17 protein-coding genes and 2 other annotated features are annotated in these 14,591 nt (G+C 43.9%); of the genes, 13 read left to right on the top strand and 4 right to left on the bottom strand.

The window, feature by feature from the left end; translation table 11 throughout:
* The first annotated feature begins 144 nt into the window (after positions 1 to 144).
* Positions 145 to 278: a sequence feature (ribosomal protein L20 leader region), on the top strand.
* From infC to rplT, 3 genes are all read left to right on the top strand, one after another.
* The gene (gene infC / locus BMZ78_RS02840; protein WP_093228293.1) at positions 253 to 825 is read left to right on the top strand and encodes a translation initiation factor IF-3; all 573 of its coding nucleotides are present in this window, start codon (positions 253 to 255) and stop codon (positions 823 to 825) included. Its footprint overlaps the feature before it by 26 nt.
* Positions 826 to 845: 20 nt before the next feature.
* Positions 846 to 1,043: a 50S ribosomal protein L35 gene (rpmI, locus tag BMZ78_RS02835; protein ID WP_093227851.1), complete on the top strand. Its 198-nt coding sequence runs from the start codon at positions 846 to 848 to the stop codon at positions 1,041 to 1,043.
* Between the two features lie 38 nt (positions 1,044 to 1,081).
* Positions 1,082 to 1,435, top strand: coding sequence for a 50S ribosomal protein L20 (gene rplT, locus BMZ78_RS02830; RefSeq protein WP_093227850.1), 354 nt, complete (start codon positions 1,082 to 1,084; stop codon positions 1,433 to 1,435).
* 68 nt (positions 1,436 to 1,503) lie between these two features.
* Here the strand turns inward: rplT and BMZ78_RS02825 are convergent, their stop codons facing one another.
* On the bottom strand, positions 1,504 to 1,920 hold the full coding sequence (locus BMZ78_RS02825; RefSeq protein ID WP_093227848.1) for a MarR family winged helix-turn-helix transcriptional regulator: 417 nt from the start codon (positions 1,918 to 1,920) through the stop codon (positions 1,504 to 1,506).
* A gap of 767 nt (positions 1,921 to 2,687) precedes the next feature.
* On the opposite strand from BMZ78_RS02825, the gene BMZ78_RS02820 reads away from it, so the two are divergent.
* From BMZ78_RS02820 to leuD, 4 genes are read left to right on the top strand one after another with little or no spacing between them, the layout of a single operon-like run.
* A complete protein-coding gene (locus BMZ78_RS02820) occupies positions 2,688 to 4,226 on the top strand; it encodes a 2-isopropylmalate synthase (protein WP_093227847.1) in 1,539 nt (512 codons plus the stop codon).
* Between the two features lie 12 nt (positions 4,227 to 4,238).
* The gene (gene leuB, locus BMZ78_RS02815; protein ID WP_093227845.1) at positions 4,239 to 5,351 is read left to right on the top strand and encodes a 3-isopropylmalate dehydrogenase; all 1,113 of its coding nucleotides are present in this window, start codon (positions 4,239 to 4,241) and stop codon (positions 5,349 to 5,351) included.
* Positions 5,348 to 6,787: a 3-isopropylmalate dehydratase large subunit gene (gene leuC / locus BMZ78_RS02810; protein WP_093227844.1), complete on the top strand. Its 1,440-nt coding sequence runs from the start codon at positions 5,348 to 5,350 to the stop codon at positions 6,785 to 6,787. Before leuB ends, leuC begins: the two co-directional genes overlap by 4 nt.
* The gene (gene leuD, locus BMZ78_RS02805) at positions 6,774 to 7,391 is read left to right on the top strand and encodes a 3-isopropylmalate dehydratase small subunit (protein ID WP_093227842.1); all 618 of its coding nucleotides are present in this window, start codon (positions 6,774 to 6,776) and stop codon (positions 7,389 to 7,391) included. Before leuC ends, leuD begins: the two co-directional genes overlap by 14 nt.
* Positions 7,392 to 7,834: 443 nt before the next feature.
* On the opposite strand, the gene thiE is transcribed toward leuD, so the two are convergent.
* Positions 7,835 to 8,473, bottom strand: a complete 639-nt coding sequence (thiE, locus tag BMZ78_RS02800; RefSeq protein ID WP_093227841.1) for a thiamine phosphate synthase — start codon at positions 8,471 to 8,473, stop codon at positions 7,835 to 7,837.
* A gap of 2 nt (positions 8,474 to 8,475) precedes the next feature.
* On the bottom strand, positions 8,476 to 9,282 hold the full coding sequence (thiD, locus tag BMZ78_RS02795; protein ID WP_425263909.1) for a bifunctional hydroxymethylpyrimidine kinase/phosphomethylpyrimidine kinase: 807 nt from the start codon (positions 9,280 to 9,282) through the stop codon (positions 8,476 to 8,478).
* A 501-nt stretch (positions 9,283 to 9,783) separates the two neighbouring features.
* On the opposite strand from thiD, the gene BMZ78_RS02790 reads away from it, so the two are divergent.
* The 3 genes from BMZ78_RS02790 to BMZ78_RS19320 all read left to right on the top strand — a co-directional run bounded on the left by BMZ78_RS02790 (position 9,784) and on the right by BMZ78_RS19320 (position 11,331).
* Positions 9,784 to 10,485, top strand: coding sequence for a DsbA family protein (locus tag BMZ78_RS02790; protein ID WP_093227838.1), 702 nt, complete (start codon positions 9,784 to 9,786; stop codon positions 10,483 to 10,485).
* Positions 10,482 to 10,919: a disulfide oxidoreductase gene (locus tag BMZ78_RS02785; RefSeq protein ID WP_093227836.1), complete on the top strand. Its 438-nt coding sequence runs from the start codon at positions 10,482 to 10,484 to the stop codon at positions 10,917 to 10,919. The genes BMZ78_RS02790 and BMZ78_RS02785 overlap by 4 nt, the downstream gene beginning before the upstream one ends.
* Positions 10,920 to 11,202: 283 nt before the next feature.
* Positions 11,203 to 11,331 carry a hypothetical protein gene (locus BMZ78_RS19320; RefSeq protein WP_281244526.1) on the top strand — a complete coding sequence of 43 codons (129 nt, stop codon included), beginning with the start codon at positions 11,203 to 11,205 and terminating at the stop codon, positions 11,329 to 11,331.
* A 92-nt stretch (positions 11,332 to 11,423) separates the two neighbouring features.
* Here the strand turns inward: BMZ78_RS19320 and sspI are convergent, their stop codons facing one another.
* Complete coding sequence (gene sspI, locus BMZ78_RS02780; protein WP_093227835.1) at positions 11,424 to 11,663, bottom strand: small acid-soluble spore protein SspI; 240 nt, start codon at positions 11,661 to 11,663, stop codon at positions 11,424 to 11,426.
* Positions 11,664 to 11,772: 109 nt separating this feature from the next.
* On the opposite strand from sspI, the gene BMZ78_RS02775 reads away from it, so the two are divergent.
* The 3 genes from BMZ78_RS02775 (at position 11,773) to pheS (ending at position 14,581) form a co-directional block, all read left to right on the top strand.
* Entirely contained in the window at positions 11,773 to 12,441 is a 669-nt protein-coding gene (locus tag BMZ78_RS02775; RefSeq protein ID WP_175482255.1) for a potassium channel family protein, read from the top strand.
* On the top strand, positions 12,434 to 13,234 hold the full coding sequence (locus tag BMZ78_RS02770) for a TrmH family RNA methyltransferase (RefSeq protein ID WP_245739729.1): 801 nt from the start codon (positions 12,434 to 12,436) through the stop codon (positions 13,232 to 13,234). Before BMZ78_RS02775 ends, BMZ78_RS02770 begins: the two co-directional genes overlap by 8 nt.
* A 63-nt stretch (positions 13,235 to 13,297) precedes the next feature.
* Positions 13,298 to 13,529: a binding site (T-box leader), on the top strand.
* 50 nt (positions 13,530 to 13,579) lie between these two features.
* Positions 13,580 to 14,581, top strand: a complete 1,002-nt coding sequence (gene pheS, locus BMZ78_RS02765; protein WP_093228292.1) for a phenylalanine--tRNA ligase subunit alpha — start codon at positions 13,580 to 13,582, stop codon at positions 14,579 to 14,581.
* The last annotated feature ends 10 nt before the right edge of the window (positions 14,582 to 14,591 follow it).

The raw sequence follows: 14,591 nt of genomic DNA, 5'->3' as shown, positions 1-14,591 counted from the left end.
CTATTTCAAAGTTTACCTGAAAAGGAAAAATCGTCTCCAGCCTCTACAAAAAGCTTTTTCCAACCATTGGATCTGGCATATCATGTAAAATAGAGAGGATTAGAGCTTGACGTTGAAAGATTGAACATGATAAGATATACTCATCCGTGCAAGAAGAAGCGCCCGCTTCTCACCTAGTCGACGCTTCAGGCTGTTGCTAGGTTACCGATGAACATCCATGATGTGGTTGGTAGGAGGATTCGTGTGGGCGCAATGTGTGTCCACACTTTTTTGTTTTCCGAAAAATTTTTTGGAGGTAGGTGGCAAGTTATCAGCAAGGAACAACATCAAGTCAACGAGGCGATTCGCGCTCGTGAGGTTCGGTTGATCGGTCCCGATGGTGATCAATTGGGTATTAAGCCGTTGAAAGAAGCGTTGAAGTTGGCGCAGGAATTGAATCTGGATCTTGTGAATGTAGCTCCTCAAGCGAAACCACCTGTATGCCGGATCATGGATTATGGTAAGTTCCGTTATGAACAAAGCAAGCGGGAAAAAGAAGCACGTAAAAAGCAAAAAATCATTCAGGTGAAGGAAGTTCGGCTCAGTCCGACGATCGATGAGAATGATGTGCAAACAAAGCTGAAAAACGTGAAGAAGTTCTTGCAAAAAGGCGATAAAGTGAAACTGACCATTCGCTTCCGTGGACGGGAGATTACACACCAGGAGCTTGGTCGCAGAGTATTGGATCGGATGGCAAATGAGGTAAAAGATCTGTCAGAAATCGAGCGTCACCCGAAAGTGGAAGGACGTCAAATGATTATGATCCTAACGCCCAAACAGCAGTAGTCGTAAGGAGGAAGTCGCAGATGCCAAAAATGAAAACCAAACGTGCCGCTGCGAAACGTTTCAAAAAAACCGGCACTGGCAAGATTAAACGCAATCACGCTTTCCACAGCCATCTGTTGGAAGGAAAAACGATGAAACGTAAACGTAAGTTACGTAAAAGTGCAATCATGCACAAAGGTGATGTTAAACGCATTAAGCAACTCATTGCTTATAAATAGAAATGACTGAAGTAGGTTCTTAGCAGGAGGGATTGACTGTGGCAAGAGTAAAAGGAGGTACAGTAACCCGTCGCCGTCGTAAAAAAATTCTGAAGCTCGCACGTGGTTACTTTGGTTCGAAACATAGATTGTTCCGTACAGCAAAACAGCAAGTGATGAAGTCGTTGATGTACGCTTATCGTGACCGTCGTCAACGCAAACGTGATTTCCGTAAATTGTGGATTACTCGGATCAACGCTGCTGCACGTATGCATGGTCTTTCTTACAGCAAATTTATGCACGGTTTGAAAGTGGCAGGCGTAGATATCAACCGTAAAATGCTTGCTGAACTGGCTGTGTCGGATGAAAAAGCGTTCGCAGAACTTGCTAACATTGCGAAAAATGCACAGTAAACGAACACATGAGCAAATAAAAATGAGACCTGTACACGAGTACATGTGACAGGTCTCATTTTTATTGGTTACTTTAACTTGCGGAAGATCCGTAGCAATGTTACCAACTCTTCCGTCGTCAAGTTATTAAACTTTTCCTGGAAATATTTTCGCTTCTTTCTATCAATTGTCTCCATTTTTTTCATACCTAGTGGTGTAATGTAAACTTCGACGACACGTTTATCTTGCACGGATCGTTTGCGTTCAACCAGCCCTTTTTTCTCCAGTTGATCAACGACATGAGTGATATGGCTTACAGATACATGGAAATCTTGTGATAACTCCGTAATGGTTTGTGGATTTTTTTCGGACAAACAGTGAAGAAGTGTATCTTCAGCTCCAGTAATATCATCTTGAAGAATGCGTTTAATATCTTTTTTAAACTCACGGAAGACTTGAAAGAATGTTTTTTCCAGTTCCAGGAAGATCGTTAATCGCTCTGACATATGCTTCCGCTACTAAAAACACAGACACACGCATGTTGCCCATGTTTATGGCTAGTTGCCTGAATGGGAGCGGATTATGTGTCTATGTTTAAAGTAACAGATACCCTCCCATATTAAATATTTTACTAAGTTAAATTTTAGCATAAAATATATCATATTGTGGGACAAAATACAACCATCTGGCAGTGAAATATATAAAATCAGTAAATTAGCAATAAAAAATGATGAAATACTATTGACAATGGTAAAAAGAGATGTTTATAATAACAGCTAAATAAAAGAAAAATGATGAATCTTCATTCGTACAATCTGGATTTCGTTTTGTGGATAATATTTCGTTGATGATAAAGTGGATAAAGTGAAGATGATGAAGAGGAGCGGTAGCTTGCCTGCGCGATTCAGAGAGTCCGGGGTTGGTGCAACCGGAACCGCAGCTTGCTACTTTCTCACCTTGGAGTCGAGTGTCGAAAAGTGGATGTCCACTGAGTAGAACACGTCCGGTCGTTGCCGTTATCAACGAAGTCTGAAGAGTGATTCTTTAGACTTACTGAGGTCGAGTTCTGCGAAGACTCGGCGAAGTTGGGTGGTACCGCGAACCTTTTTCGCCCCAATGTTACAGAAATATTTTTTCTGTGGGGTGAAAAGGGTTTTTTTACATTACCCAGATATTTCTATTCAGTAGCCGTTCTTTGACAAGGGTAAATAAGTTCAGTCGAATCAGTCAAGTTATTATTTACAGACTAAATAGAAAAGAGGGAATATTCAGCATGAAAGTGATTCAAATTTTTGATACCACATTGCGTGATGGCGAACAATCTCCTGGTGTCAACTTGAGTACAGAAGAAAAAATCGAGATCGCAATGCAATTGGAACGTTTAGGGGTCAATATTATCGAAGCAGGTTTTGCAGCCGCTTCCCCAGGTGATTTCCATTCTGTACAAGAGATTGCCAGACGTCTCAAGGATGTATCGGTGTGTAGTTTGGCACGGGCTGTGACCAGTGATATTGATCAGGCATGGGAGGCTTTGAAAGAAGCAAGTGAACCAAGATTGCATGTATTTATTGCGACTTCACCGATTCATCGGGAGTATAAATTACGGATGACCAAGGAACAGATTCTGGAACAAGTGGATCAAATGGTCCGCTATGGAAAGAAACGGTTCCCAATTGTGCAGTTTTCGGCTGAAGATGCTGCCAGGACTGAAATCGACTTTTTATGTGAGGTGGTGGATCAAGCGATTCGTGCTGGGGCAGATGTAGTAAATATTCCAGATACGGTCGGCTATTTGACTCCGAATGAGTATGCAGACATTTTCATTCAGCTGCAGGAACGCGTTCCAAACATCGATCAAGTCATTCTGAGCGCCCATTGTCATGATGACTTGGGGATGGCTGTAGCCAACAGTCTGGCGGCAATTCAGGCTGGAGTGAGACAAGTCGAAGGCACCATCAATGGAATTGGTGAACGTGCAGGAAATGCTGCCATTGAAGAAATTGTGATGGCGATCAAGACGAGGGAGGCTTATTTTAACAAGCGAACCACCATCAACCATAAGGAGATCGCTCGAACCAGTCGATTGGTCAGTAAGTTGACAGGGATGTTCGTTCCACGAAATAAAGCGATTGTTGGCGATAATGCTTTTGCCCATGAGTCGGGAATTCACCAGGACGGTATGCTCAAACATAAAGAAACCTATGAAATTATGACTCCAGAAACAGTGGGATTGGATGAAAGCCAGCTGATTCTGGGGAAACATTCCGGACGCCATGCCTTTAAAAAGAAACTGGAAGATTTGGGATATCCGCAAAGTGATGAACAGGTCAATATCTTGTTTGCTCGTTTTAAAGAGTTGGCGGATCGGAAAAAGCAGATTACTGATGAAGATTTGATCGCATTGGTCGAAGAAAGAGTCGGTGAGGGGAAAGAATTTTTTACCTTGGAGTCAATTCACATTTCTTACGGAAGCCATTCACTTCCAACTGCTTCGATTCGGGTCAAAAACCATCAGAATAACCAAGTGTTAGAAGAAGCTGCTTGCGGCAATGGTTCGGTGGATGCCATTTTTAATACAGTGGATCGGATTGTCAAAGAAAAAGTGGAGCTGACTGATTTCCAGATCCACTCCGTTACGAGAGGGAAAGATGCATTGGGGGAAGTTTCTGTTCAGCTACAGCAAGAAAAGCTCACCGTACGTGGTCGTGGAGTAAGCACGGATATTCTGGAAGCTTGTGCTCGAGCGTATTTGGATGCAATCAATCGCTTGTTGCAGAGAAAAGAACGGAGAACCGTTAGTTGTACTCATTAAGGGAGGATTCATATGAGAGGCGTAAAGAAAATAGCGGTAATACCTGGAGATGGAATTGGACCAGAAATTATGAACGAAGCAGTAAAAGTGCTGCGTCAGGTTGAACAGAAATTTGGTTACTCTTTTGAGTTCCAGTTTGCAATGGCTGGTGGTGGAGCGATCGATCAGGTCGGCGTTCCGCTACCGGAAGAAACCTTGTCGCTATGTAAAAGTGCCGATGCCGTTCTGTTAGGAGCGGTCGGTGGACCCAAGTGGGACCACAATCCACCGGAACTGCGCCCGGAAAAAGCATTGCTGGGTTTGCGGAAAGAATTGGGTCTTTATGCAAACTTACGTCCGGTGACCCTGTTTGATGGTATGGAAGATCGTTCGACGTTACGACCTGAAGTGATCGCTGGTGTGGATTTGATTGTGGTGCGTGAGCTGACAGGTGGCATTTATTTTGGTGAGAAAAAGCGAACGAAAACAGAAGAGGGGGAAATCGCCAGCGATCTTTTGATCTATCACGAATATGAGATAGAACGAATCGTTCGTCTCAGTTTTGAAATGGCGATGAAACGCAAAAAAAAGCTGACTTCTGTGGACAAGGCCAATGTATTGGAAAGTTCGCGTTTGTGGCGATCCGTAGTGGAAAGGGTTGCCGAAGAATATCCCGAGGTGACTGTCAGTCACATGCTGGTGGATAATTGTGCCATGCAAATCGTACGGCGTCCAGCCGATTTTGATGTGATCGTCACGGAAAATATGTTTGGAGATATTTTAAGTGATGAAGCAGCAGTGATTACGGGTTCGATCGGGATGTTGCCATCGGCAAGCCTGGGACAGGGAAACAGTGGTTTATATGAACCGATTCATGGTTCGGCACCCGACATTGCCGGACAAAAAATTGCAAATCCGAGTGCCATGATTTTATCTGCGGCGATGTTGTTACGGTATTCATTTGATGATGAAGAAGCGGCACAAGCGGTCGAAAAAGCAGTGAAAGCGGTCATAAAGGCAGGGCATTGTACACCCGATCTCGCTGCGAGTGGGCAGAAGGCAGTGAGTACCGAAGAATTTGGGGATTTGGTTGCTGAGCAGATTGAAAAAGCAGAAAGAGAAATGAGTAGGGGTGAACAGAGATGAAGCCACGAACCTTGTTTGAAAAGATTTGGGATGCACATGTCGTGAAGCAGGAGAAAGGGAAGCCAGCCATTTTGTATATTGATTTACATTTAGTGCATGAAGTTACATCGCCTCAGGCATTTGAAGGTCTACGTCTTGCCAATCGGAAAGTGCGGCGCCCTGACTTGACCTTGGCCGTCATGGATCACAATGTTCCAACAACTGATCGCAACATGCCCATTCAAGATCCGATTGCCAAAAAGCAAATGGACACGCTGGCGCAAAACTGCAAGGATTTTGGCATTCAATTGTTTGATCTGTATAGCCCTCAGCAAGGAATTGTCCATGTCGTAGGACCTGAACTGGGTCTGACTCTCCCGGGAAAAACGATTGTCTGTGGAGACAGCCACACTTCGACTCATGGGGCATTTGGCGCTCTAGCATTTGGCATTGGTACCAGCGAAGTGGAACATGTATTGGCTACGCAATGTTTGCAACAAATCAAACCGAAAACGATGGAAGTTCATTTTAAAGGCCGTTTGCAACTAGGGGTTACCGCCAAAGATGCCATTCTCGCTTTGATTGCCAAGATTGGCACGGCAGGAGCGACTGGACATGTGATTGAGTATACAGGGGAAGCGATTCGACACATGTCGATGGAAGAACGAATGACCATTTGCAATATGTCGATCGAAGCAGGAGCCCGTGCTGGATTGATTGCTCCAGACGAAACGACGTTCCAGTATCTCAAAGGTCGCCCTTATGCTCCAAAAGGTGCAGAATTTGAACAGGCAGTTGAAGAATGGAAAAAACTTCGTACCGATGAAGGAGCAGTCTATGATTGTCGGGTAGAAATTGATTTGGATCAGGTAGCTCCGCAAGTCACTTGGGGAACAAGTCCGGGAATGGGAACAGATATTACGCAAGTGGTGCCAGATCCTGATTCTTTTCCCACGGAAACAGAGCGGAATGCGGCTCGCCTTGCCTTGGAGTATATGGGCTTGCAACCAGGAACACCGATTACCGAGATCAAAGTGGATCGTGTCTTTATTGGTTCATGTACCAATTCGCGAATTGAAGATTTACGGGCAGCAGCTCGTGTTGTGAAAGGTTATCAAGTGGCACCGCATGTTCGCGCAATGGTCGTACCTGGTTCCCAACAAGTAAAGAAACAGGCAGAAGAAGAAGGACTGGATCAGATTTTTAAGGAAGCTGGATTTGAATGGCGTGAGTCGGGATGCAGTATGTGCCTGGGGATGAATCCGGACATCTTGCAACCTGGAGAGCGTTGTGCATCGACATCGAATCGGAACTTTGAAGGTCGCCAGGGTCGGGGAGGACGTACACATCTGGTCAGTCCGGCGATGGCCGCGGCTGCCGCGATCAAAGGTCATTTTGTCGATGTGCGCAAGTGGGAATACAAAGAGGAAGGGGCGAAATCACATGCAACCATTTAAGCAGCATCAGGGAATAGTGGCTCCTTTGGATCGGGCCAATGTTGATACAGATGCGATTATTCCCAAGCAGTTTCTCAAGCGCATTGAACGTTCTGGTTTTGGACAATTTCTTTTCTATGATTGGCGTTTTCAGGCAGATGGGCAGCCGAATCCCGATTTTATCCTGAACCAATCCCCCTATGATCAAGCAACGATTTTACTGGCACGAAGCAATTTTGGCTGCGGTTCATCGCGTGAACACGCTCCGTGGGCCTTGCTTGATTTTGGTATTCGTGCAATCATTGCCCCATCATTTGCGGATATTTTTTATAACAACTGCTTTAAGAACGGCATTTTGCCTGTACAGTTGACGGAAGAACAAGTGGAAGAATTGTTTCAACGTACACGTTCTTGTCACGGTTATCAATTAACGATTGACCTGGAGAGAAAAATGGTTTCAGATGCCAATGGTTTGTGCTTTTCTTTTGATTTGGATGAATATCGTCGTTATTGTTTATTAGAGGGACTGGATGATATTGGAATTACCTTGCAATCTGAACAAGCGATTGCACAATATGAACAAAACATACCGAAGTATTATTCCATTTCCATCAGTGTGAAATAAGCATGGAGAATGGGTGAGATTGTTGGAATACAAAGGGGGTTCTTTCTCCTGATGAGCGACTTTTAGCGGACGAGCAGAAGCTAGAGGAACCCACCTGATCCCAAGAAGAAGGTTGTTCATATGCTCAAAAAAATCAGTTTCTCGCCTGTATTCAATAAGTATAGCGAGAAACTGATTCTTTGTTCAAAACGAGGAAATGTCGCTTAACTGGAAATCAGGATTGTCAAAGACTCTCGCCTTGCAACACCATCAGAAAAAGGTTTTCTGTTTTTATAAAGAGAAGGGATGGGTTCTTTACGGAGTGACTGTGATGGTACAGTAATTGTCACGGAGGAAGGAACCCATCCGGAAGTATGGGAGAAACGTATCCATATTTTCTGGATAGACGCTCATAATCCTTGTCAATCGTGATTAAATGGTTCCCTGGTTGTTGCTGGGGTGTTTTATTTTCGAGCTAAAGCAATTTGTTCAATAAACCGTTGCGTCGCCTTTAAGGGGGATTCAGCTTGGGTAATCGCTGAAATCACAGCGACACCATCGGCCCCGGCAGAAATGACTGGAGCTGTGCGTTCTGGTGTTATTCCACCGATTCCAACAATAGGGAATTGTGGCAGATTCTTGCGAATATGCTTGATCGCTTCAGGGCCAATCGGAGCAGATGCATCTGGTTTGGACACAGTCTCAAACATCGGTCCTACCCCAATATAGTCAGCGCCGTTTTGAACCGCTTGATGTGCCTGTTCGGTTGTTTTGGCCGAAACACCGAGGATCCGATGGGAGCCGATCAATTTTCGTACCTCAGCAGCAGGCAAATCATCTTGCCCAACATGAATGCCATCCGCTTCCAGGATCATTCCTAAATCAACCCGGTCATTGACGATAAAGGGGATCTGATGGTCCGCGCATATTTGCCGCAAGCGTTTACCAAGTGCAATGATGTCCGCCCAGGAGCGACCTGAATTTTTTTCGCGAAATTGAAAGCAGGTAATGCCTCCTTCAATTGCCTGTTCGAGGATGGTAATGGGGTCATGGTTCGGACAATCTTGACTTCCCATCACCAAATACATAGATAAATCAAGCATATCTATTCCCTCCGCATCCGATGGGCCCAATGATTCGTTGGCCCATGTCCTTTTCCGATCTGTAAGGGATGACTGATAGCCTGCGAAATAAAGGTTTTCGCCTGATGTACGGCTTCCAGTGGTGAAACACCTTTCGCCAAGTAAGCGGTGATCGCAGCGGAAAAGGTGCAGCCTGTTCCGTGAGTATGTTTTGTTTCAAAGCGTTCCGCAGATAAGGTGACAAACTCTTTGCCATCATAAAAAAGATCTTCCGCTTTCTCCTTGTTTTTGTCATGTCCCCCTTTAATCACAACATGTTTGGCTCCCCAATCAATAAACATTTGTGCAGCTTCTTTACGGGCTTCTAATCGATCAAGTGGTTTCCCGATTAACACTTCGGCTTCTGGAAGGTTAGGAGTCACTACCATGGCTAACGGAATTAAAAGCTCTTTCAGTGCTAAACGTGCTTCTTCCTCAAGCAGAGAATGTCCGCTCTTGGAAACCATTACGGGATCAACAACGAGGTTGAGGATCTGATATTGTTTTACTTTTTCAGCGATGATTTGCATAATTTCGATGTTCGCAATCATACCGGTTTTGGCGGCATCCACGCCGATATCGGAAACGACGGCGTCGATCTGTTTGGCGACAATGTCGGGATCGATTTCTTGAATCCCTGTCACTCCCAGTGTGTTTTGAGCCGTAATTGCTGTAATGGCACTCATCCCATAGACTTCCAGTTCCTGAAAGGTTTTGATGTCCGCTTGAATTCCAGCTCCTCCACCACTATCTGAGCCGGCAATGGTCAGGGCACGTGGTATATGGTTCATCATTTTTGTTCTCTCCTTTGGAAATAAATCATGCGTTGATAAAAGTACATCTTGTTGACAAAGATTTCTTCATATGCCGGGTTTGCCAACAGACACTCAGTTGCCGAGCAACACCATCAGAGGGATGCTATTTTCTATAAAGCGGAAGGGTAGGTTCCTTAAAGAGTGACTGTGATGGTACAGAAGTGTCACGGAGGAAGGAACCCATCCTGAAGCGCAGGAGAAACGTTTCCATACGTAGCGGTTCCTTTTTCACTTCAAATTAAAAGGAATTTTTGTTTTTAAATATAGGTTCTATCAATTTTATATCAATTTCTCTTTGATTATATCAAATGAAATGTGAGAGTAGCTGATGCCATGGAGATAAAACCTGAGATGAATAAAGAAGGGGGGAAATAAAGTCACTAAGTTACAATAGATTGACGATGAAATCATAGGCTGGAGCTGATATAATTTCATATGTGTATGTGATGTGCTCAGATTCTTTGAAGGAGGTATTTGATGGCGAATCAAAAGAAAAAAGGAATAGATATGCAGCTGGTGACCGTTGTCACAGTGCTGCTCGTTGTATTAGGGTTTGGCTTATATGCACTTGTTTCTAACCTTTTGGAAAATTCAACAGAGGCTGGATCGGAAAAACAGGCCAAAGAACAAGTCAGTGAGTTAACAAAAGATCAACCTGCGATCGGTAAAGCGGATGCACCTGTGAAATTGGTCGAGTTTGGTGATTTTAAGTGTCCGAGTTGTAAAAGATTTCATGATGAGATTTATCCCCAGTTGAAGAAAGATTTTATTGATACAGGTAAGGTACAACTTCATTTTGTCAATATGGCTTTTCTGGGGCCAGACTCCATTACAGGTGCAATGGCTGGAGAAGCGATTTACAAGCAAAATCCGGAAGCATTTTGGAAGTTTTATGACGCCGTTTATAGCAACCAAGGTCCAGAGAGTGAAGCGTGGATTACACCTGAACGCATTGCCGAATTGGTGAAAAAGCATGTTCCAGGCGTTGATGCGAACAAGGTCGTTCAAGATGTGAAAAACAATACGTACAAACGCTCCGTCGATACAGATAACCTGTTGGCGCAAACCCATCAGGTCGACTCTGTTCCTACTGTGTTTGTCAATGGCAAAAAACTTGATTCTGCCTTGAAGTATGACGAACTGAAAAAAGCGATTGAGGAAGCGTTGAATAAAAAATGAGCCAGATTTTTCAGCGGTTTGGTCTATATTTTGCATGGATTGTATCGATGGTAGCGACGTTTGGTAGCCTTTATTTTAGTGAAGTAGCCGGTTTTGTTCCTTGCACATTATGCTGGTATCAACGGATTTTTATGTATCCTTTCGTGATTTTGCTAGGAATCGCTTCATATCGGAGCGATGTACGGATCATCCCATATGCTTTGCCTTTGTCAATCATTGGCGGGAGCATCTCTCTTTATCATTACTTGATACAAAAAGTACCGGCACTCGCTGTATTGGAGCCTTGTAGAGTAGGGGTTCCTTGTTCGAAAGACTATATCGACTGGTTTGGGTTTATTACGATTCCTTTTTTGGCACTGGTAGCCTTTATCCTCATCACCTTGTTCTTATGGCTTTGTTTCAAGGCAAATCGTTCTGTAAATAAAGCCAAGTAAAGATTAGAGATTTTTCCATATTTTTTCATTAAATGCCGGTTTTCCTTTTCCGTTTCACTCACGTTCTATCATTACGAGCAACGTTTGACTGGAAAAGGAAAACCGGTTTTTTTGAGAGTGGATCCTCATTTTGCTGAGCAACACCATCAGAAACCATCGCGAAGGCTGTGGAAACGTATCCATATTCGAAAGTTTAGGCATCTTCATATTGTATAACTGTCCAACCCGTTTTTTGGATGTGACATACATTAATAGGGAATGGTTGGATAGAAAGGAGATGCACATGACGAAAGCGAAAACCAAGGGATTGTTTGGAGGCTTTGGATTTGGGCTTTCATGGTGGGTAATTGTTGCTATCATCGTGTTTTTGTTAATCTTCTTTGGCCTGTTCTGGTTGGGAGGAGGGGCTTGATGGCGGCTATGGTGGCTTTGGCCCTTTTTGTTAATAGCAAATGACAAAAGCCCCGAAACAGCGGAATCTGCTGAATTTGGGGCTTGTTTTTGTCATAGTTTGGCAATGGGAGAAGGAGCTGGCTGGTTGCTCAATTGCTGATGAAGGGTTTGGATCATTTGCTGTTGTTGCGTAGGAGAACTGTTTTTCCAGATCACTTCAAAAATGACGCCCAGTCCGGGTAATAATTTCTCCTCTCCTTGCTGGATGGAGTCCTGGACAAGATCTTGCAGCTCCTGGGTGCTCAAATTCCGGATATTATGAATGACTGCACCACGTACATTAAAGTTCACCGTTTTCCCTCCAAACATGTCAATTTGTTCATAGCTTTGGCTATTTCCTTCCCCTTTATCCAAAATTTGAGTTGGATATAATAAAGTTATACATAATGGGGGTGTAAACGTGAACAAACAATTTGCAGTGATCGGTTTGGGGCGTTTTGGTGGCAGTGTGGCGCAAACATTGCATTCCATGGGATATGAAGTATTGGCCGTTGATCGCGATCCCAGTCGTGTACAGGATATGGCGCAAATCATTCCCCACGTCATTGAAGCGGATTCGACGGATGAAAATGCTTTAAAGGCGCTAGGGATTCGTAATTTTGATGTGATCGTGGTTGCGATTGGTGAAGATATTCAATCCAGTATTATGACCACCCTTATTTTAAAAGAGATGGGTGTTAAAAAAATTGTGGTCAAAGCGAGAAATGATTTGCATGGGAAAGTGTTGGAAAAAATCGGGGCAGATAAAGTCGTCTACCCTGAACGGGATATGGGGGTTCGTGTTGTACACCACCTTATTTCCCCGAATATTTTGGACTATGTAGAGTTATCCAATGATTACAGTATTATTGAAGTAAAAGCCGGAAAGTATTTTAATGGAAAGACACTGCAGGAGTTGAATATTCGCCAGCGCTTTAACTGTAATGTAATGGCCATTAAGCGGGAAGGCAATTACAATATTAACCCATCAGCCACGGATGTGATTTATGCCGGGGATAATCTGGTAGTAATCGGTCACAATAATGATTTGCAAAAATTGGAAGAGGCGACTGTGAGTGACAATGAATAAGAAAGTAATTCAGATTACTTCTTCGCACAATGAACAAATGAAGCGTTGGAAGAAGTTGCATTCCCGAAAAGGGCGCATGAAATATCAGGCCCTGCTGGTTGAGGGTGAACATTTGGTCTCCGAGGCCATTCGAGCCCAGGTGCCGATCCGTTCCTTGATCGTTGATGAGAAGCAGGAAGAGAAAGTAAAACAGCTGAATACATCCGCACCCATATATATGCTTTCCTCTTCTCTATTTCATTCATTGATGGAAACAGAATCTCCTCAAGGGATTGCGGCAGAAATCCATATGAAAGAGTGGAAAGAAGAGGAGCTATTGGCCCATGCACCATCACGATCCATTTTTCTGTTACTGGATGCCATTCAAGATCCGGGAAATCTTGGAACCATTTTGCGGACAGCAGAAGCAGCAGGAGTAACAGGTGTTTTTATCGGGAAAGGAACCGTTGATCCTTACAATCCCAAAGTGGTGCGTGCGGCTATGGGTTCCATCTTTCGACTTCCACTGGTGCAAGTCGACCTGTCTTTATGTTTGCCTCGCTTGAAAGAACGGGGAATCCATATTATTGGCACCTCTCCACATGCAGGGAAATGGCATTTTGAATATACCTTTCCATCCAAAGTTGCTATTTTGCTGGGGAACGAAGGAAGAGGAGTGGATCCTGCCCTGTTTTCTTTTGTGGATGAACAGGTCATGATTCCGATGCCGGGAGGCACAGAATCATTAAATGTGGCGATTACGAGCGCCATCCTGCTGTATGAGCGTATTCGCCAGCAATATCTTCGTGGGTAAGTGATTCAGTCGGTTGCACCGTGTAAATATTTTGTATATAATGTAGTAAAAATTTTAATATGAAATGGTGCGATGATAGAGACAAGTAGGCAGTGCGCCCTTTCAGGGAGGAGATGCCAGCGACTGGAAGCATCTCTAAGGAAGCGGCTGTTGAAATTCACTCTGGAGCAGTCCCTTGAACAGCTGAAGTGCTTAGTAGAGGGTACCGGGTTAACCGTTATCACAAGGAAGTGGGAAAGTGAGGCATTTTTTCACTTTCCAATAAGGGTGGTACCGCGAATCTCTCGTCCCTTGGGACGTGGGATTTTTTTATTTTATAGAGGTTTTTTGAAAGGAGTATCCGGGATGCAAGAGCGATTGAAAGAACTCAGAAAAATGGCAGAAGCCAAGATCAAATCAGCCCATGATCTCGAAACGCTCAAAGAGCTGAAAATCAAATTTCTTGGTAAAAAAGGTGAACTGACCAGTGTTTTAAGGGGAATGGGAAGTTTATCCCCTGAAGAACGGCCGGTAGTAGGCGCTTTGGCCAACGAAATTCGCAATAGATTGGAAGAACTGATTTCCTCCAAAGAGGGCGAATTGGAAGAAGCGAAATTGGAGCAAAAGCTGAAAGAGGAAACCATTGATGTGACTTTGCCTAGCGTTTCTTTTCCGATGGGAGCCATCCACCCATTGCAGGCTGTGATTGAGGAATTGGAAGACATTTTTATTGGAATGGGATTTGAAATCGCTGAAGGTCCAGAGGTTGAGACAGATAAGTTCAATTTTGAAATGCTTAATTTCTTGAAAGATCACCCTGCGCGTGATATGCAAGACTCTTTTTATATCACTCCGGAAATTCTGCTCCGAACACATACTTCCAGTGTACAGGCGAGGACGATGTTGGCCAAAAAGGGAGAAGTGCCTGTTCGGATCATCTGTCCGGGTAAGGTGTATCGAAGAGATAGTGATGATGCGACCCATTCGCATCAATTTATGCAAATCGAAGGACTTGTAGTGGATCGAAACATATCAATGAGTGAATTGAAAGGCGTTTTATTTACTTTCATCAAGAAAATATTTGGAGAAGATACTGAAGTTCGCCTGCGTCCCAGTTTCTTTCCATTCACAGAGCCCAGTGTAGAAGTAGACATTTATGATCCGAAAAAAGGATGGCTCGAAATTTTAGGAGCAGGCATGGTTCATCCACGTGTATTGGAGAAATCCGGGTATAATCCGGAACGTTATACAGGATTTGCATTTGGTGCGGGCATTGAACGGATTGCCATGCTCAAGTATGGAATTGATGATATTCGTCATTTCTACAACAATGATTTGCGCTTCTTGCGCCAATTCCAATCGGAATAGGAGGGAACAA

This window comes from Thermoflavimicrobium dichotomicum (genome assembly GCF_900114055.1).
GTDB classification, from domain to species: Bacteria; Bacillota; Bacilli; order Thermoactinomycetales; family Thermoactinomycetaceae; genus Thermoflavimicrobium; species Thermoflavimicrobium dichotomicum.
This window is presented reverse-complemented; position numbering and strand designations above follow the sequence as displayed.